The 18,972-nt window shown below is 39.3% G+C and carries 15 protein-coding genes; 4 read left to right on the top strand and 11 right to left on the bottom strand.

Features of this window, described 5'->3' with window-relative positions:
- Window position 1: 1 nt before the first annotated feature.
- Both EHQ16_RS01805 and EHQ16_RS01810 read right to left on the bottom strand, forming a co-directional pair.
- Window positions 2-1,255, bottom strand: coding sequence for an FAD-dependent oxidoreductase (locus EHQ16_RS01805; protein WP_135637352.1), 1,254 nt, complete (start codon window positions 1,253-1,255; stop codon window positions 2-4).
- Window positions 1,252-2,754 (bottom strand): succinate CoA transferase, encoded by a 1,503-nt coding sequence (locus EHQ16_RS01810; protein ID WP_135636917.1) that lies wholly within the window; start codon window positions 2,752-2,754, stop codon window positions 1,252-1,254. Before EHQ16_RS01810 ends, EHQ16_RS01805 begins: the two co-directional genes overlap by 4 nt.
- A 71-nt stretch (window positions 2,755-2,825) precedes the next feature.
- Between EHQ16_RS01810 and EHQ16_RS01815 the strand changes: the two genes are divergently transcribed.
- Complete coding sequence (locus tag EHQ16_RS01815; protein WP_135636915.1) at window positions 2,826-3,245, top strand: zinc ribbon domain-containing protein; 420 nt, start codon at window positions 2,826-2,828, stop codon at window positions 3,243-3,245.
- A gap of 25 nt (window positions 3,246-3,270) precedes the next feature.
- On the opposite strand, the gene EHQ16_RS01820 is transcribed toward EHQ16_RS01815, so the two are convergent.
- Window positions 3,271-5,154, bottom strand: coding sequence for an ABC transporter ATP-binding protein (locus tag EHQ16_RS01820; protein WP_135636913.1), 1,884 nt, complete (start codon window positions 5,152-5,154; stop codon window positions 3,271-3,273).
- 2 nt (window positions 5,155-5,156) lie between these two features.
- On the opposite strand from EHQ16_RS01820, the gene EHQ16_RS01825 reads away from it, so the two are divergent.
- Window positions 5,157-6,581 (top strand): ABC transporter substrate-binding protein, encoded by a 1,425-nt coding sequence (locus EHQ16_RS01825; RefSeq protein ID WP_135636911.1) that lies wholly within the window; start codon window positions 5,157-5,159, stop codon window positions 6,579-6,581.
- On the opposite strand, the gene EHQ16_RS01830 is transcribed toward EHQ16_RS01825, so the two are convergent.
- From EHQ16_RS01830 to EHQ16_RS01860, 7 genes are read right to left on the bottom strand one after another with little or no spacing between them, the layout of a single operon-like run.
- A complete protein-coding gene (locus EHQ16_RS01830; RefSeq protein WP_135636909.1) occupies window positions 6,538-9,024 on the bottom strand; it encodes a transglycosylase domain-containing protein in 2,487 nt (828 codons plus the stop codon). The two genes, EHQ16_RS01825 and EHQ16_RS01830, sit on opposite strands and share 44 nt — an antisense overlap.
- Entirely contained in the window at window positions 9,021-11,345 is a 2,325-nt protein-coding gene (gene lon, locus EHQ16_RS01835) for an endopeptidase La (RefSeq protein ID WP_244241978.1), read from the bottom strand. Before lon ends, EHQ16_RS01830 begins: the two co-directional genes overlap by 4 nt.
- Window positions 11,346-11,403: 58 nt before the next feature.
- The gene (gene uvrB, locus EHQ16_RS01840; RefSeq protein WP_135636905.1) at window positions 11,404-13,398 is read right to left on the bottom strand and encodes an excinuclease ABC subunit UvrB; all 1,995 of its coding nucleotides are present in this window, start codon (window positions 13,396-13,398) and stop codon (window positions 11,404-11,406) included.
- Window positions 13,399-13,404: 6 nt separating this feature from the next.
- Complete coding sequence (locus EHQ16_RS01845; protein ID WP_135636903.1) at window positions 13,405-14,073, bottom strand: ATP-binding protein; 669 nt, start codon at window positions 14,071-14,073, stop codon at window positions 13,405-13,407.
- 41 nt (window positions 14,074-14,114) lie between these two features.
- Entirely contained in the window at window positions 14,115-14,588 is a 474-nt protein-coding gene (locus EHQ16_RS01850; RefSeq protein WP_135636901.1) for a tRNA (cytidine(34)-2'-O)-methyltransferase, read from the bottom strand.
- Window positions 14,589-14,596: 8 nt separating this feature from the next.
- Window positions 14,597-15,751 (bottom strand): S1 RNA-binding domain-containing protein, encoded by a 1,155-nt coding sequence (locus EHQ16_RS01855; RefSeq protein ID WP_135636899.1) that lies wholly within the window; start codon window positions 15,749-15,751, stop codon window positions 14,597-14,599.
- Entirely contained in the window at window positions 15,748-17,130 is a 1,383-nt protein-coding gene (locus EHQ16_RS01860; protein ID WP_135636897.1) for a hypothetical protein, read from the bottom strand. The genes EHQ16_RS01855 and EHQ16_RS01860 overlap by 4 nt, the downstream gene beginning before the upstream one ends.
- A 37-nt stretch (window positions 17,131-17,167) precedes the next feature.
- Between EHQ16_RS01860 and EHQ16_RS01865 the strand changes: the two genes are divergently transcribed.
- Both EHQ16_RS01865 and EHQ16_RS01870 read left to right on the top strand, forming a co-directional pair.
- Complete coding sequence (locus tag EHQ16_RS01865; RefSeq protein WP_135636895.1) at window positions 17,168-17,872, top strand: histidine kinase; 705 nt, start codon at window positions 17,168-17,170, stop codon at window positions 17,870-17,872.
- Window positions 17,873-17,874: 2 nt separating this feature from the next.
- Window positions 17,875-18,717, top strand: a complete 843-nt coding sequence (locus tag EHQ16_RS01870) for a glycosyltransferase family 2 protein (protein ID WP_135636893.1) — start codon at window positions 17,875-17,877, stop codon at window positions 18,715-18,717.
- Here the strand turns inward: EHQ16_RS01870 and EHQ16_RS01875 are convergent.
- Entirely contained in the window at window positions 18,622-18,966 is a 345-nt protein-coding gene (locus EHQ16_RS01875) for a hypothetical protein (RefSeq protein WP_040917277.1), read from the bottom strand. The genes EHQ16_RS01870 and EHQ16_RS01875 overlap by 96 nt on opposite strands.
- Between the last annotated feature and the right edge of the window lie 6 nt (window positions 18,967-18,972).

The raw sequence follows: 18,972 nt of genomic DNA on the forward strand, positions 1-18,972 counted from the left end.
GTTATTTTTGAATCAAATGATTGATACTTTGGTTTAAAACTTTAGAAACAACTTGCAAAGCTGACTTAGCACCAGCTTCTAACAAGGGAATTCCATATAAAGAATAAGATCCACACAACCAGAGATTACAATTAGGTTCTGCATGTAAAGTTGCTATTCTTTGGATGGCCTTTGTTGTCCTTTCATCCATCACCGGTCTTTCAAATTTTGCAATTTTTAAGGTATCTTCTGATTTGGGAAGATGGTGAGGATTCCATGTCTGAAAGATTTTAGTGCCATTTAATTCAGGAATAATTCGACCTAAATCCAATGTGACTTCTGGTTTGTCATAACCATTTCGTATTTTAAAAATTAAAGAAACGGATGGATTTGAAAAATAAGATTCATCTGTGTGTAATACAACATCACTTGACTCATATCGAAACTCACCAAGGATTTCTTTTTCTAATTCAAATCCATTACCTAATAGTTCTTTTCCTTGGTTTGCTTGTGTTGAAAGAATTACATGATCAAATTCCTTTTCTCCATCTGCAAACTGGATGATTGTTTTCTCAGCCTTTTTATAAATCTTCTGGATTCCCGCATTTAAATTTAAATTTGTTAAACTTCCCGTGAGGCGATTTACAATATCTCTTGTTCCAAAACTTGCTGTTTCTTGAGGTGTATAAGAATAACCACGCGAATGGTATCCAATGATGGTTTCAGCAGGATAAGCTCCCACCGTTTCTGTTTTGCAAGTGTTCACTAAAGCAAATGTTGGCAAAAGAAATTCGTAAATAAACTCTTTCGAGTAACCATATTTAATCAGAAAATCCAATATAGAGATACTTTGTTTTTCTTTTTCCCAATCAGATTTTGCATTGGCATAAAACTTTAGTAAGTCGGAAAAAATCTTACGCCCCTTTGCCGAAACAAAAGAATCCATTGTTGGTAGGCCAAAAGGCATTCCTAAAAATTCGTGTGACCGAAATCCAAAAACAGAATCACCATTGGATTCAACCTTAAAGGAATAATCAACGGGCCTAGTTTTGATCCCTGCTTTATCGTAAACTTGAAAGAGTGTGGGATAATAATCACGTTTAATGGTTCGAAAGGGAATGTCAAACTCCACAGGAACGCCATCAATCATTTGTTTGGCGCCAAAGGCAGCCATACCAATTTCTGGATGTTTTTCAAATAAAGTTACATCTTTAAACTTTTGGATCGCCCAAGCGGCAGTTAAACCAGCAATCCCAGAACCTACAACTGCAATCACTTCATACTTCCTGTTTTCAAAAATTGGACATGCCAAGAAAGAGCTCTTTCCAAGTCATGAGGAGTGTGTTTTCCTTTAGAAACTCTAAGGGCATTTTCATAATATTCACGGAGTTTATCGCGGTAAATGGGATGTGCACAATGATTAATGATTAATTCCGCTCGTTTTTTAGGAGGGCATCCCCTTAAATCAGCTAACCCTTGCTCGGTTACAAAAATCATTGTGGAATGTTCATTATGATCAGTGTGTGATACCATTGGCACTACTGCCGAAATATTCCCATCTTTAGCAAGAGATGGGGTCATAAAAATAGATAAATGAGAATTTCGTGTAAAATCACCTGATCCACCGATTCCATTCATCATCGAAGTTCCCATCACATGAGTGGAATTTACGTTTCCATAAATGTCTACTTCAATTGCGGTATTCATTGCAATGAGTCCCATACGTCTGATGACTTCTGGATGGTTAGAAATCTCTTGTGGGCGAATCACAAACTTAGACTTCCATTCTGATATATTTTCATGAAACCGTTTGAGGCCGGCTTCTGAGAAAGTTAGAGCTGAGGTGGATGCAATTTCCAATTTACCAGCATCGATTAAATCAAAGACCGAATCTTGGACCACTTCTGTATACATTTGGATGGAATGAAAGTTAGGATCTTTTGCCATACTAGCAAGAACGGCATTGGCAATATTTCCTACTCCATTTTGAAATGGGAGGTATTCTTTGGGAATCCTTCCCTTTTTGATTTCATGTTGAATAAAAGATAAAACATGGGCTGCAATGTTTTGGCAATCTTCATCTGGAGTTTTGAATACAGTTGCAGCATCAGGTTTACTCGAACGTACAATTCCTTTGATTTTATCAGGTGGGACTTGGATGTATGGTAAACCAATTCGATCTCCTGGAGTGATGATATTGATCGGGAGTCCCTTTTCATGATGATTCGGGAGATAAATATCGTGATACCCTTTTAATTCTAAAGGATGAGTATCCGTTAACTCAATAAAAATGGATTCCGCATTACGAATATAAGTGGCACTCATACCAGAAGATGTGGAAAGATAAATTTTACCATCTACGGTAACATCAATGGCTTCGACAATGGCAGCATCAATTTTAGGTAAAATTCCGTGTTCGATGTATTTTACCACATGCGATAAATGCATGTCGATAAAATCAGTTTCACCTTGGTTGATGAGATTCCGAAGGTGCGAATTAGATTGGTAAGGGATTCTTAATTTCAGAGCACCAGTTTTTGCTAAGGCACCATCTAATTCCTCACCAGTAGATGCACCGGCGTATAAATTAATAGAGAATTCTTTTCCTAATTTTTTTTGATCTTCGATGCGTTTGGCAAAGGCCACTGGAATGAGTTTTGGGTAACCAGCTGGAGTAAAACCAGAACACCCCAAAGTAACGTTTTCAGGTAATAATGCTGCGACTTCTTCTGCTGTTTTAAGTTTTTGTTCAATTAATGAGTTTGTAACGGCCATAAATCTAAAATCTCTTCTTTCACCCAAGATAAAGAGATTGCTTAAAAATAAAAAGTCCAAATTCTGAACGTATGGATTTTCTCTTATATCTATATTGTCTGGTTTTTGGAATCATTCTGATTGCACCTTTTGTATTGTTTTATTACAAATTTCGACTGGATGAATCTCCTTTCGGAAAAGACGAGGAAGCATACCTTGGACCAATCACAGAAAGAAAGAGAAACATGCTCGATTCACTCAAAGACATTCGGTCTGATTTTGATTCAGGAAAGTTAACAGAAGAAGAATTCCAATCCCAATCACTTCCTTATATCGAAGCTCTCGATTCTATAGAGATTGAGTTAAAAGATAAAAAGTTAAAACAAACAAATGTAAACCTGCTCCAACCTCCCAAAATAAATGAAAATTGGACATGCGCCAGCTGTGGCTCGTTTGTTGCTGTTCCCAATGCAAAATTTTGCCCTAACTGTGGGACTGGTCGCTTGGCTTAATTTTTTTTAAACTTCCGAGTTTTACTTAAGTAGAACCAGAAAACTGCATATCATACAAACGTTTGTATTTTGAGTTCTGGTTTTTGAGTAAATCCGAGTGACTTCCACTTTCTACAATTTCACCGTTTTCTAAATAATAAATTGTATCTGCAATTTTAACAGTAGAAAGACGGTGAGCAATGATGATTACAGTTTTATTTTCGTATAATCTAACAAAAGCTTGTTGGATGAGGCGTTCTGATTCCGTATCTAATGCAGAAGTAGCTTCATCTAAAATCAACACTTCAGGATTTGCAAGTAGTGTCCTTGCAATCGAAATCCTTTGTCGTTGACCACCGGATAACATCACCCCACGTTCCCCAACGATGGTATCATAACCTTCTTCGAATGCTTCGATAAACTCAGAAGCAAACGCATCTTCTGCGGCACGCCGAACCTCTGCTTCCGAAGCATCTGGTTTTCCAAAAGCAATGTTTTCACGAATGGATCCGTTAAATAAAAAGATATTTTGAGACACAACGCCAATACGTTTGCGTAAATTATCTAAAGTTAATTCTTTTGCATTCACCTCATCCCAAAAAATCCCACCTTCACTGGGATCAATTAGTCTCGGCAAAAGATCCACAAGAGTGGATTTACCAGCTCCCGAAGAACCAACAATGGCGATAGTCCCACCGAGAGGTAATGTCAGGTTGATATTTTTTAAGGCATAAATATCTGTGTTTGGATATAAATAAGATACATTTTTGTATTCAATCGATTTAGAAAGTGGTCCAAGTTTATTGGGAGTTTCTGGTTCTTTGATATCAACATCTCTCCCTAAAATTTCAAATACTCGGTCACTCGCAATCACAGAGGCTTGGATTAAATTCACAAGGATACTCATTTGTTTCAAAGGACGCATGAGAAATATTAAGGTAAGAAAAAATGCGATGAACATCCCTTTCGAAAAACTGGCATCTTCTAATAGATACGCACCTATGCCGAGGAAAACCATTGTCACAACAGAACCAGATAACTCCGTTAAGGCGGGGCCAATTTGATGGTAAAAATGTGTTTTAAAAGTTTTATCGGAAAGGTTTTGGTTTACTTTAAAAAAACGATCCGCTTCTTTATCTTCCATCGAAAACGCACGTATGACACGAATCCCAGAAATTACTTCCTGAAGATCGCCATTCAATTCAGACAATTGTTCTTGTTGGTTTTTTGTGGTTCTTCGTATCCGATCCGCAAATGTACTCACGGGCCCCACAATCAATGGAATTACGATAAATAATAGAAAGAACAACTTCCAACTTAACACGAGTAAGATGATTAAATGGGTAATGATATAAAAAAAATCGTTAATCGCATCTTTTAGATCATTCGAAATCACTTTTCCAACAATGTCCACATCGTTGATCACCCGACTCATAAGAACGCCGGTTTTTTCGCGGTAGAACTCATTTAAAGGTAATACTTGGAGTTTTTTATAGAGAGCCTGCCTAAGATCACTAACCGCAAGTAAACCTGCGGAGTTTACAAAATATACAGTTCCCGCAAGACAAATCAGTTTTAAAAAGTAAATGGGAAGGATGATGAGGCAAAATAAATACACCAAGTCGTCAGGTTTTTTATCTGCCAGTTCTTCATTTGTTTTTTGTTTGAGATTGGCAAACTGCCATTCGAAGTAAGTCAGTCCTTGGAGTTTCGTCGGAGTTTTGTGTTCCGAAAGTAATGTTTGGTCTTTTTTGGTTAGGGCAATTTGAAACTTGTAATTTTCGCCGGTGCCAAGAGAATCAAAGATAGGAATGAGAGACGTGAGGGATGCCCCGTTAAAAATGGAAACAAATATAGACAAGAAAACACCGAGGCTAAGTCTGTATTTGTATTTTGCCAAATATGGCCAGAGTTTTCGGTAAATCTTCACGTATGAGAACCTTATCCCTCGTTTTCTTTCTCTTGTCCCTCACTTTTTGCCGGGAAGAATCTCCCCATTTTGATCTAAAAATCGCACTTCCTTCTGATACTGCTCATTTAGATCCACTTTTCATTACCGACCTATCCGGCCAAAAATTAGCAAAATTCATCCACCAAGGGCTATTTATCCGTAATCCTTCTGGGTTCCTGTCTCCCTGGGCTACTTCCTTCCAAAAAAAGTCACACCCTACGAAGGATGTTTGGCAGTTCCAATTGAATTCTTTGGCTCCTCCTCTTCGAGATATCGAATATAGTTTGTCTCGTTTGGTTTCAGAAACTTACCCGAGAAAGGGCGATTACCAATTTTTATTGAATGTTCATGTTTCAGCGGATGGGTTATTGGAATTAGAATTCAAAAAAGGAACAAACGAAACCGAGTGGAAAGATAAACTCAGTTTACCCTTTGCCTCCATCATCGGGAAAGATGAATGGGAAAAACAAATTTTAAAGACTTATGGAAAATACAAACTCATCACTTGGAAAAAAAATGAATTTTTGGACTTAGAATTTCAAAGTGAAATTGATCCTGGTTTTCCGGGGAAAATTCGTTTTCTCATTTTACCCCAATCCTCCACTTCTTTATTTTTGTATCGGAAAGGCCAACTGGACGCCTTCAAACTCACGGACTTCCTACTTTCTTTACCGGAAGCCAATTCAGAATCCACTCTGACTAAAAAAGGAAGATCCGTACAATATGTAACCATCAATCAAAACAATCCCTGTTTTGATAAACACTTTAGAGCAGCTTTAAATTTATCTATCCCTCGTAATTTAATCATTAGTAAGTTATTAGAAAATCATGCAGATCTAAGTTATGGCCCCATTCCTATCAATTATATGGAGAAAATCAACGATGGGTTTATTTCGACAGGTGAATTGTATGATAAAAACTTGGCAAAAAAAGAATTAGAAAAATCTGTCTGTTATCCAAAAATCAAAACAACAAGTTTGGAATTTAGAATGCGAGGTGATGATGAAAACCAAGCCAAAGGACGAGCCATCAAACAAGCATTAGAAGAAATTGGCCTGACCATCAAACTCAGACCAATGGAGAAAGCACCACTCTATAAAGAAAATGGAGAAGGGACGGGAGATTTAACCTTACTCACCTGGTATTCAGATTTTGATTCTGTTTGGAATTTTTTAGACCCGCTTTTCCATCCAGAAAAACTAGGGAATGGTGGGAACAGGTCTTTTTATCAAAACAAAGAGGTTGGTAAAATTTTGGACAAACCTTTCAAAAACAATAGGGATGTCCTCAAGGTAATTGAAAGGATCAGAGAAGACAAACCCTGGATTTTTCTTTGGTCCATCCAAGAAAACTATTTAGTTTCTAAGGAGTTTCTTCGTTATAACGCGCTCGCCGATTTTCTATAAGTGGTGGTTCTAATTCCACTGAGTCTACTGCGGTTGGTTGGATCCGACTTCCTTGTGAATCATAAGTAGATATTTCAGAATCATCCTCATCTATAGGCTCCGGCTTGAGATTTGTATTTTGTACCGGAGGTTCTGGTTTCACAAAACCAGCTCGTTTCGGAGGTAAATCTCCGATATAATAATACTGTGCATATAGAGGCACCTTACAAACGTAATCTGGATTAGTTTCTAATATAGTCCCATCATCGGCACAAACATCAACCTTAACAAAATCTCCCACAAAATTAGAAATCAACTGATTCCCCATCCCAAGTTTTGTTTTTACATTTTGAGTGTAACGATACCATATCCCACCGGACACACCGGAACCAGAACCAGGAAACGGTGCGCCTTCATCATGACCCACCCAAACTACCGTTACATTCCTTGGAGTGAGGCCCGCAAACCAAACATCGCGAACACCTTTCAAACCTTTCCATCTTGAAGATTTAAATTTTGGTGATTGGACTGTACCCGTTTTTCCTGCATATAAAAAAGGTTCCCCTTCTTTTTTCTTCAGGGTCATGGTTCCTTCTTCCGTCAAAACGGATTGTAAGGTATTGATGGCCATAGCACAGGCAACTGGATCTAATATTTGTTCGGCGGCCTCGTTTGCCACCGTACTATAAAATTCGTTCCCATCTAAATCAGTAATTTTTAAAATTTTTCTGGGAGTGACTCGTCTTCCCCCATTCATTAGAGTTGCATAAATTGTTGAAAGTTCCATGGGACTGAGTTCCCCAGAACCAAGTGCCAAAGATAAATTTCTTTGGAACCTACTTTCTGCTTCTTCTTCCGGGATGGAAAGGATTGCACTTAATTTTTGAATGAAATAAGAAATTCCAATTTCATTTAATAACTTAACTGAAACAGTATTCACAGACTGAGCCAATGCTTGTCTTACAGTGATATCACCTTTGTATCCCTTATACCAGTTCTTAGGTGAATATCCAGAGATATCTAATTTTTCGTCTTTGATTTTTGAAGATGGATTTACGATTCGTTTTTCAAATGCAAGTGCATACACAAGTGCTTTGATTGTGGATCCGGGTTGGCGCCTCGCATCTTCTGCTCGATTGAAGCGAAATACATTGGATATTTTGTACCCACCTACCATAGCCTCCACATCTCCCGTTTCGGGATCGAGAGAAATCATGGAACCACTGAGTTGTGGTAAAATCGCACGAGTGACTTCTGCCAAATCCGCCTTACCTTTGTTTTGGTATTCGGATTCTTGTTTAGTGAGGTCTGCTCTGACGGAATCCACACCGACACGTAATGCTTCTTCAGCGAGTCTCTGTTTTTCTAAATCTAAAGTAGTGTAAACCAGTAACCCTCGTTCTTCCAAATCTTCATTTGAAAAACGCTCTAATATAAACCTACGAATTTCGGAATTGAAATCGGGTGCCAAGTTAACTCGGAAATCCTTATCTGCGCCGTATTTTCCAATTTCGCTGGAGTATTTAGGATTTCCCTCTTCATCTTTATGTTCTTTGATTTTATAAATGGTTCGGAACTTTTTTAAGTTCAGTTCTATAGAGTCGGAAAACTTATGCGGAATTTCTTTCTCGGAAGGATGGAGTTCCGGATTTCTAGCCATATCGTATAACACGCGTTTTTGCCTAGAAAGTGCGATTCCTAAATTACGAACGGGATTGTAAACACTTGGTGCAGGAATGATTCCAACGAGCAAGGCTGCTTCTTCGGGACTCAGTTCCGATGCCGGTTTGCGAAAATAATACCTTGCGGCCTCTTCCACTCCGGTATTCCCTTCACCAAGGAAAATTTGATTTAGATACATAGCCAAAATTTCTTCTTTGGAGTATTGGCTTTCGATATAAAATGTACAATAAAGTTCTGTTAGTTTATTAAATAAGTTCCGTTTTCCTAGATTTAACGTAAGTTTGGCTAACTGTTGAGAAATTGTAGACCCACCTTGAGACAAACGAAATTGGATTAAATTAGTAACCACTGCACGTCCTATGGCAGTATAATTCAAACCAGAGTGAGAGAAAAATTCTCGGTCTTCCGAGGATAACACTGCCCAAACAATCACATTGTGTTTTGCTAAATTGTCAGTACGAATGGGGCGAAAGTTCCTGCGATAGAACTCTCCCATCACCTTTCCACTGCGATCCAGAATTTTGACAGACTTTGGTTGGAAACTATCATAAAAATTCGAGACTTCTGATCGGTATTTTTCTAATGATTTATGTACGCGGGCCTCTTCTCCCGACCAGACAACATAAGCTCCACCCAAAAAGAAAAAAGATAAAAATACTCCTAAGACAAAACCAAGAGTTAAAAACTTAACTCGTCTTTCCCAGAAAAAACGAAACATATCTGTTAGGTGGCCGTACAACACTTCTAGGATGAGAACAAAAGAATTGGATTGGTTGTTCATTTCTTTTTACCTTTGGATTTTGGGAAAACAAGTTTTTCTACTTCTTCAAAACGAGTGACTGGATAGAAACTAACACCCTTTTTGACATAGTCAGGGATTTCTTGGAATGCTCTTTCATTGTCTTTAGGGAAAATAATTTTTTTGATCCCAACTCTTTTGGCTGCGACAATTTTCTCTCTGAGTCCACCAATTGCCAAAACCTCACCGGTTAACGTCAGTTCGCCTGTCATACCAAAACCAGGAGCAATCACTTGGCCTGTGACAAGCGAAAGAATGGCCGTTGCCATTGTAATTCCCGCACTTGGTCCATCTTTAGGAGTGGCACCATCTGGGACATGTAAGTGGATGGCTTTTTTATCAAACAAAACATCATTGTTAATATAATTTTTCACAAACGATAATGCGATGTTCGCTGATTCTTCCATCATTTTTCCCATTTGTCCAGTGAGTGTAATTCCACCTTTTCCTGGAATGAGAACCGCTTCGATAAGGAGTGTGGATCCACCCGCATTTGTCCAAGCAAGACCAAGAGCCGTTCCAGGAACCTTAGGGGTCATTCGATCATCCACAAAAGGCGGAGTGCCTAAGTATTCAACCAAATCCTTTTCACGAATTTCTTTGGAATACTTTTCCTTTAACACTTGTTTTAAGGCAATCTTACGAACTAGTTTATCAAATGTTTTTTCTAGTCCTCGTAAACCAGATTCACGTGAATAGGAATTGATGAGAAGAGCCACTGTTTCCTTTTTCATAGAAAAAGAATCAGGATTTAATCCATTTTTTTCGAAGATTTTTTTCCAAAGATACTTTTGAAAAATCTGCACTTTTTCTTCCGTGATATAACCCGAAAGTTGGATCACTTCCATTCGATCGAGAAGTACACGAGGGATTGGTTCAAATGTATTGGCTGTGGCAATAAAAAGAACATCCGATAAATCAAATGGCAAATCCAAATAGTGATCTCTAAAATTGGAATTCTGTTCTGGGTCTAAAACTTCGAGTAAAGCTGCTTGTGGGTCTCCTTGGAAACCTTGGGACATCTTATCTATTTCGTCGAGGAGGATGACAGCATCTCTTTCTTTTGTAATCTTTAAAGCACTGATGAGTTTACCAGGCATAGCTCCGATATAAGTTCGTCTATGACCTTTGATTTCTGCCTCATCTCTCACACCACCCACAGAAAATCGATAAAACTTTCGACCAAGAGCTTCCGCCACTGATTTAGCAATGGATGTTTTACCGACACCCGGCGGCCCCACCAAACAAAGAATAGATCCTTTGCTTTTCGGGTTTAGTTTATGAACTGCCAAAAATTCCAAAATCCTTTCTTTCACATCTTCTAGTTTATGATGATCGCGATTGAGAATTTTTTTGGCATGAACAAGATTTACATCCTTTTCCTTTGGTTTTTCCCAAGGAAGTGCATCCACCAAATCTAAATAGTTACGAATTACATTATAATCACTGGAGATGGGATCGGAGTTTTTAAACTTATCAATTTCCCTATCCACTTCAGTAATGATCTCTTCCGCAACGGGAATCGACTTTAGTCTTTCTAAAAGTTTTTCATATTTGATTTCTGTTTTGTCTTCACCAGTTCCTAACTCTTGTTGAATGGCTTTTAATTGTTCCCTTAAGAAAAATTGGCGTTGTTGGTTATCAATTTTATCGTTGATTTGTTCTTGGATTTTTTTCTGAAGAACTACTAATTCAATTTCTTTTTTAAGAAATAATAAGACTTTTTCTAATCGATCGTTGATTTGAATCGCTTCGATGACAGATTGGTATTCTTCTTTTTCTAAGTTCAGAATGGAACAAACAAAATCAGCCATTTTGGCTGGTTCGTTTACATTCATCATCGTCAGTTTCATATCCTCAGTAAATAGAGGGTTATTTTGTGCGAGTTCTTTGGTCAAAATCAGCAAAGTTCTCATCAGAGCTTTGATATTGTTTTTGCTTGTTCCAAGTTCCTCTTCCGGATAACTTACGTTAGCCATAAGAACAGGTTCTTTTGTATGGATCGAATTAATTTTGAATCTTTGGATGGTGTTTACTAAAATGTTCATTCCACCGTCAGGCAGATTGATTTTTTTCAAAATACGAGCCACCACTCCAATTTGGAAAATATTATCTTCTGAAGGGAGATCCGACTCATCTTCTTTTAGAAGAATGAGACCTAAAAACCCAGCACCTTTCGAAGATTCTTCTATGGATTGGATGAAACGACCCGGCGGAACAATTAACGGAGTGATGATTCCTGGGAATACAGGTCTTACCTTAATGGGAAGAAGGAAAATTTGTTTCGGAAGAGAGTCTTCCATTCTCGCCAATTTTGTTGAGTTTTCCCAAAATTCATTTGTTTCCAATTAATATCCTACCTTATGATTCTATCTTATCGGGCCCGAGTGCTAACATTTTGTCACGGAACATGGCAGCCTTTTCAAAATCCAAGTCGGATGCAAATCGTAACATCTCTCGTTTTAATGCATCACGTAACTTGTCTTTGGTTTTGTATTTCTTCAGGGTAAATTCTTTTTCCATTTCCCTGAGAGCCTCTTCCTTACTATCCTCTTCTGCCATTTCACGTGGGAGGATGTCATGAATTTCTTTGATGATACTTTGAGGAGTGATCCCCATTGCTGTATTGTGTTCTTCTTGGATTAGACGGCGACGTTCTGTTTCGCTGATTGCTTTTTTCATAGAATCAGTCATTCGATCAGCATAAAGAATGGCCTTACCATTCACATTCCTTGCGGCCCGTCCAATGGTCTGAATGAGTGATTTATAATTCCTGAGGAAACCTTCTTTGTCCGCATCTAAAATGGCAACGAGAGAAACCTCAGGGATGTCCAACCCTTCTCTGAGTAAATTGATCCCTACTATACAATCATATACACCTTTACGTAAATCGCGAATGATCTCTGTCCGTTCAATGGTATCAATTTCGGAATGAAGGTAAGCGATTTTTAAACCCACTTCCTTGTAATAATCAGTGAGATCCTCTGACATCTTCTTTGTCAAAGTAGTGATAAGAATTCTTTCTTTATTTTCAATGCGTAGACGAATTTCATTTAACAAATCTTCAATTTGGTTTGTGGTAGGACGAACCTCGACTACTGGGTCAAGTAAACCTGTCGGTCGGATGATTTGTTCTATGACCGCTTCACTTTTATCAATTTCTTTTTGGTCAGGAGTGGCCGAAACATACAAAGTCATTGGTGTAAGAGTTTCGAATTCCTCAAAATTCAAAGGCCGATTGTCAAGAGCGCTAGGAAGTCTAAATCCAAAATCAACTAAGGTCATTTTCCTAGAACGGTCTCCCGCATACATCCCTCCAATTTGAGGTAAGGTTACATGGGATTCATCAATGATGAGTAAAAAATCTAAATTAGGAAAATAATCCAGTAAACAAGCCGGCCTTTCGCCCTCTTGTCTTCCCGTTAGGTGGCGAGAATAGTTTTCGATCCCACTACAATATCCAAGTTCCACAAGCATTTCCATATCATAGTTGGTTCTGGATTCAATTCGTTCGGCTTCTAAATGTTTTCCCTGTTTTAGAAATTTATCTTTTTGTTCCGCCATCTCATCTTTAATTTTTTCGATGGCATCTTTGATTTTTGGGCCAGAGGTGATGAAGTGTTTGGCAGGGTATACAACCACTCGATCGAGTTTGATTTTTACCTTTCCTGTCAGTGGATCAATTTTTGATAATCCATCAATTTCGTCCCCGAATAACTCAATCCGAATCCCTTCTTCTTGGTAGGAAGGCATAATTTCTATGGTATCACCACGAACACGGAAATTTCCACGGCTAAAATCAATATCGTTTCTTGCATACTGGATATGGAGAAACTTACGAATGATTTGGTCTCTATCGATTTTATCACCAATTTTTAACATCACCACCGAGTTCATATAATCTTCAGGTGATCCTAAACCATAAATACAAGATACAGAACTTACGATGATGACATCATCACGTTCGAGTAAACTTGAAGTGGCACGTAATCTAAGTTTGTCGATCTCTTCATTCATTGACATATCTTTTTCAATGAATGTATCTGAAGATGGAACGTATGCTTCCGGTTGGTAATAATCGTAATAAGAAACAAAATATTCGACCGCATTCTCAGGAAAAAACTCTTTGAACTCACGGAAAAGCTGTGCTGCAAGAGTTTTGTTATGCGATAAGATGAGTGTTGGTTTTTTGACCCGAGTGATGACCTCGGCCATGGTGAAGGTTTTTCCAGAACCAGTCACACCGACAAGAGTCACTTTATTTTTACCATCACCAAAGGACTTCGCAATGTCTTCAATTGCTTTGACCTGGTCTCCGGCAGCCTTAAAAGGAGAAACCATTTTGAAATTTGCCATAGGAACCTATGTTAGTTTACGAGTTGCTTTGAGTATAGCTTGTTTTCGATTGTCGCTGATTTCTAAATCAACGGAATCAAAAAGTTTTTGCATGACCATCATACCACGCATGAGTGTTGCTGTGGAAGAAAACTTACCTCTCTGGATATCATCTTCTAGATTAAAGTCTTTAACAGTATTGATCATTTCGATAGTGAAGGTATTGTGTTTGTCGATTTTAAAAATCACTTCCACACCACCGCCGTCACCATACTTTGCGGCGTTTTCTACGGCTTCCACAGTAGCAATACAAAGATCCATCCGTAACTCTTCTTGGATTCCATTCCGTTTCAAAAAATAATCAAGCCTTGCCCGGACATACTGCATCGGATTGTAGGCAAGGGCACCAAGGATTACAAATTGTTCGGTTGTACCCATCTTACGAACGATAGGTGAAGTTTCAGGGAGTAGGTACTCTCGCGGATCGATAGGGTTGGTAGTGATGATTCCGTCTTTGATTAAATCTTCAAGGAGAGAAGTAATGCCTTCTAAAGTGGTATTGGGATTTTCTTTAAATTTTCTCTGGGTTTCCATAAACACCCAAGAGTGAAAATCGTTCACATTCCCCGAAAGGCCATTGGAGAACAAAGTCTTCACTTCTTTCTCTAACTCAGTTCTGGAGAGAGGGAACGGCATATATTCCCATTTCAACGGGAACGGAGGAGTTGTAAATTGTTTTATCCTTTGGGATTAGTCCGCGTTTTTTCTTGGCGCAGTGCTTCATAAAGTACAATGGCAACGGCGTTGGAAAGATTGATGGATCGACTCACCTCTGCCATCGGCAGGGAGATGATCTGTTCTGGGGGGCAGGACTTGTGGATTTCTTCGGGGAGGCCAGAAGTTTCCCTTCCAAACAAAAAAACATCGGTCTTCTGGAAGTCTACGTCCCAGTACAGTTTGGTACCAAACTTGGAAACGAGGAAAATTCGGCTCCCTTCCGCTTCTTTTTTGGTTCGGAACTCTTCATAGTCCGCAAATCGGCGAAGATCCAAATCTTTCCAATAATCGAGGCCAGCACGCCTGACCGCTTTTTCCGAAAGGTCAAAAGACGGCTCCCCCACAATGGAGAGGGGGACTCCCACATTCACACAGAGTCTTGCAATGTTTCCTGTGTTAGGTGGGATTTCGGGGCGATAAAGTGCGATCTCCAAATCGTGAATTACTTTTTATTCTTTTTTTCCAAAGATTTTTGTAAGGCCAGTCCAAAACTAGAGACGGATCCCGATGTTTCTTCCTTGGACATATACTCTTGGTATTCCATCCGATCTTTGGCTTCACTGGCTTTGGAAATCGACAAAGCAATCTGTCTTTTTTCCGGATTGATTTCCATCACAAAAACTTCTAACTTTTGACCTGGATTGAATACCGTATTTAGCGGAGTGCGCGAGGGAACTCCGGATTCTTTGTTGGGAACAAGGCCTGTAAAATCATCACCTAACCGAACAAAGAGGCCAAATGGTTTGATTGATTCTAAAGTTCCGGATACAATATCAGATTCTTTAAAAGGAAGTTTTCCCGACCAAGGATCACTTAAAAAATCTTTTACACTGAGAGAGATTTTATTCGTTACCCAGTCTAGTGTTAGGATTTTGGCACGGAGAGTTTCCCCTACTCGAAATTCGGTTGTGAGATCGGCATTTTTTTTGTAGGTTGCTTCTGATTGAGGGACCAAAGCATCAAATCCGTCCATATCGACTATGAGTCCAAATTTATGAATGCTTTTGACTGTGCAGGAAACAAACATCCCAGCTTTCAACTCATCACGTAACAGTTGCTTTTTGGTCTCTCTTTCTTTATCAGCAATTTTTTTCTGAGACAAAACGATTTTGTTTTGTTTTTTCCCAATTTCGGAAATCACAAACTTAATACGTTTTCCTGCAATGTTTGTTCCTTTTAAAGAACTATCTAATTGGCTAAATGGAACAAAAGCGGAATGACTTCCGAGTTTGACGTCCCATCCACCATTTGCCTCTACTAACATTTGGCCGAGTACTGGGATTTCGTATTGGGATGCCATCTCCATATGTTCTTCTGTTAGGTTATCTCCCGAAAGACAGGTAGTAAAATAAAAATCACCAGAGTTTTCTTTCAGAAAATAAACAACAAGAGAGTCACCTACCTTCGGTAAAACTTCTTCTCTCCATTCTTCGGTAGAAATATTTCCTAAGATTTTATTTTCTGAAGTACGAATGAATACGTAATCATTCTTAACAGCTGTTACTTTGGCTTCATGACGTGAGCCAGGTTCAATGGATTGTCTTTTTTTAAAACTTTCTTCTAATAAACGGTCAAATTCTGAGGATGGGCCTTTCATTTTGCGGTTCCTTCCTTGGTGGGTTTTGGGGTATAGACCAGTTTTCCTCCTAATACCATGGATTCAATTGGAAATATTCCGGAAGCGCGTTTCAAAGGATTTTCGTTATGAACAGAAAAATGGGCAGGCCCACCGACTCGGATCCTTCCCCCATGGTCAGCTCCAAGAAAAGCGCAGGTCTTTCGTGTCAAAGTTTGGATGATCTCCCTACGAATTTGTGGTAAGGATTCCGGATCGGCATTTGTGGGAAGGAGACTCGGGGAAAAAGAACCAAATAGGGAGGCCCAAAATCCTGGACGGTTCGATGCCAAATCCACCTTTCTTTCTTTTGGTTTGGAGAGGAGTGCTTCCCAAAGTCTGACTTCAACAATGGCGGCTTGCCCAGGAAAAAGTCCCCAATGCCCTGCCCCACTGGCGAAAAGAAGGTTTTTCCGAGCCTCCACTTCCCCTCGGAAGGTGGATTGGTATTCGGAAAAAGAAGGGGGGCTCAAATCGTTTTCTCCGCCTTCACCGACAGATTCGACGGAAAGGGAATTTTTCCATCGGGATCCAAACACCGAATGGAGGCGAGCCCAGTTTTCTGACTCCTCTTTCCAATCATCCTGTTTCAATTTTAAATTTTGGAGATACAAAACAGAAAGCATGGGGGCCCAAAGGAAATCTCGCTTTTGAGCTCGGTACAAGTTTGTACCTTCTGGCATGGGATGGAAGATCACAGGAAAACCCGTGTCGAGAGCATCTTCCCAGCTGGTTTTGTCGGAAAAAGTATAAGCAATGGGAAGATATCCTTTTTCTTCTCCTTCTCTCCGTTTGGCAAACAGTTCGGTCTGAGAAAATCCCCGATTCTCTACTTCTTTTAAAAAAATGGGGAGGTGGCGGTTCCGTTTGGAATCAGGAACATGGGTTAGTCCCGAAGTATACAAGGCCCCATCTCCTGCAGATAACTCGGAATACAATGCTGGTTTTTGGGATTGGGTGAGGATGGGGGAAAACCATTTTGATTTAACAATTTCGTTTTGTAATTGGGTGAGTCCTGGATCTCCCACGGACTCAATATGGCTAAATCCAGCAGCCAAATAACCTGAAAGGTAGGTGGGAAGTTCATCACGCCCTGTTTTTCCGCCCATGGCATCAGCCCCAATGGTGACAGAAGCGTCACAAAATCCAGGCAATAGATACTTTGGGTTCGGAACGGTGGATCCTTCTTTGAAAGAGAGGATTTTTCCTTGGGCCACTTCCAAGTCTATAAATCCGCCAAAATTGGCTTTTTCACTGTCCCAGATCCGAACCGATTTCATTTTCAAATTTTGAGACAAAAGTATCGTGGGGGCAAAAGCCGATAGAAATAAGGAGAGGAATAGAAGCCTGCGGTTTTTCATACTAGCGGTCTTAGTTACCTTGACAGTAAGGACTAGAATGGAAAAGATTTCGGGTATGGGAAAGGAAACAAGCGAGATTTCTGATCACATCAAATTACACATCGAAAATGGGAAAATTCTCTCGCTAAAGACTCACCGGGTCTCCAAATCCGTTGAGGAACATATCAAGGAGGCCGTTGGCCTAATCCTGGATCGCCTTACCTATCCCACTCTTGTCCCTACTCTCTATACCATCATCAAAGAACTGGCAATCAATGCCTGCAAAGCCAACCAAAAACGTGTCTTTTTTGAAGAACGTGGATACAGTATGTTAAATCCTTCGCAGTATGCAAGGGGAGTCAGAGAGTATCGCGAAATGTTTTCCGAAGAGATGTCCAACGAATTTGGAATGAAGGCCAAAAAGAAAGGATACTATTGTTTAATTAACTTTAAATTCAATGACGATGGAATCACCATCGAAGTCATCAACAACACACCCATTGCCAAGGAAGAAGAAAAAGCCATCCGCGAACGATTGGAAAAAGGTATGGTATATGATGACATCGCTCAGTTCTACATGGACAACGCGGACACCACAGAAGGAGCTGGTCTTGGACTTGCCCTCATTCTCATAATGCTCAAAGGGGAAGGCATTGACCCCAATTTCTTTCGTATCATCATCGGAGAAGATTCCACCATCGCTCGGTTGGAAATTCCCCTCTCTGAAAAATTCATCTCTGTCCGCGACCCCAATCAAATTTAAATATGCCCCTTCCTTTATCCTGTGCCATCATTACCCTCAACGAAGAGGATAACATCTCTCGCACGCTCGTTGCCCTTTCTTTTATCGATGACATTGTAGTGATCGATTCCGGTTCCACTGACAAAACAGTTGAGATTGCTAAATCTTTAGGTGCACGTGTTTTTTTTCGTAAGTTCGACAACTATGCAGACCAAAAAAACTTCGCCATCGAACAAACGAAATACGACTGGGTTCTAGCCATTGATGCTGATGAAGTGGTATCCGATGGTTTAGAATCAGAAATCACAGAGTTATTTACAAAAAACAAATTAGAATCCGTTGGTTATCTTGTCCCTAGACTTACCTATTATTTAGGAAAATGGATTCGATTTGGTGGATACTATCCCAACTACCAAATCCGGTTGTTCAAAAAAACGGCCGGTGAGTTTAGCGGTGGTTTGGTGCATGAAAGAGTTAAACTTTCCGGAAAACCAATCAAATTAAAAAACCCACTTTATCATTATTCTTATAAAAACATATCCGATCATTTACAATTCATAGATCGTTATTCTAGTTTGTTTGCGGAAGAAGAGTTTAGAAAAGGAAAATCCAGTTCTATTCTTTGGGCTTTTTTAAAAGCGTGTTTTAAAGGATTTTATATGTATTGGATTCGGTTGGGAATCCTAGATGGGAAACAAGGATTTGTTCTCGCCCTACTAGGATTTTATTATAATTTTCTTAAATACTTAAAGTTATACGAAAAATCGAAATCAATCTCTTCTTTCTTTGTTATGGTTGATTCGGTTCATGATGTAAAGAGCAGTAAATCCACCAAGAAAGATGGCAACCAAGTTCACGTTGGATAATTGAGTGGATCCAATTTTTGGAGACATGAGCCACATGATGATATCTCGGATATAAGTTTGGAAGGTTGCAAAAACGATTAAGGCTCCAATCCCTGCGACAAATGTGGATCCCCAAAATTTTCCGAGTAAGTCTTTACGTTTATAATAATAAAAATAATAGGCACAGGCTGCGGATGCGAGAAAAAAGAATAAAATATCTACGAGAATGGTCCATGGCTCAGATGGTGCGGCAAGCGGTAATGAAATCATTGTTCT

The sequence above is a fragment of the Leptospira kanakyensis genome (assembly GCF_004769235.1).
In the GTDB taxonomy this organism is placed as follows: Bacteria; Spirochaetota; Leptospiria; order Leptospirales; family Leptospiraceae; genus Leptospira_A; species Leptospira_A kanakyensis.

Bases quoted from the DNA above. Each gene is read 5' to 3' on its own strand.
- EHQ16_RS01875 (WP_040917277.1), bottom strand. From the start codon at position 18,966: ATGATTTCATTACCGCTTGCCGCACCATCTGAGCCATGGACCATTCTC.
- EHQ16_RS01810 (WP_135636917.1), bottom strand. From the start codon at position 2,754: ATGGCCGTTACAAACTCATTAATTGAACAAAAACTTAAAACAGCAGAA.
- EHQ16_RS01815 (WP_135636915.1), top strand. From the start codon at position 2,826: ATGGATTTTCTCTTATATCTATATTGTCTGGTTTTTGGAATCATTCTG.
- EHQ16_RS01855 (WP_135636899.1), bottom strand. From the start codon at position 15,751: ATGAAAGGCCCATCCTCAGAATTTGACCGTTTATTAGAAGAAAGTTTT.
- EHQ16_RS01870 (WP_135636893.1), top strand. From the start codon at position 17,875: ATGCCCCTTCCTTTATCCTGTGCCATCATTACCCTCAACGAAGAGGAT.
- EHQ16_RS01830 (WP_135636909.1), bottom strand. From the start codon at position 9,024: ATGAACAACCAATCCAATTCTTTTGTTCTCATCCTAGAAGTGTTGTAC.
- EHQ16_RS01860 (WP_135636897.1), bottom strand. From the start codon at position 17,130: ATGAAAAACCGCAGGCTTCTATTCCTCTCCTTATTTCTATCGGCTTTT.
- uvrB (WP_135636905.1), bottom strand. From the start codon at position 13,398: ATGGCAAATTTCAAAATGGTTTCTCCTTTTAAGGCTGCCGGAGACCAG.
- EHQ16_RS01845 (WP_135636903.1), bottom strand. From the start codon at position 14,073: ATGCCGTTCCCTCTCTCCAGAACTGAGTTAGAGAAAGAAGTGAAGACT.
- EHQ16_RS01825 (WP_135636911.1), top strand. From the start codon at position 5,157: ATGAGAACCTTATCCCTCGTTTTCTTTCTCTTGTCCCTCACTTTTTGC.
- lon (WP_244241978.1), bottom strand. From the start codon at position 11,345: ATGGAAGACTCTCTTCCGAAACAAATTTTCCTTCTTCCCATTAAGGTA.
- EHQ16_RS01865 (WP_135636895.1), top strand. From the start codon at position 17,168: ATGGAAAAGATTTCGGGTATGGGAAAGGAAACAAGCGAGATTTCTGAT.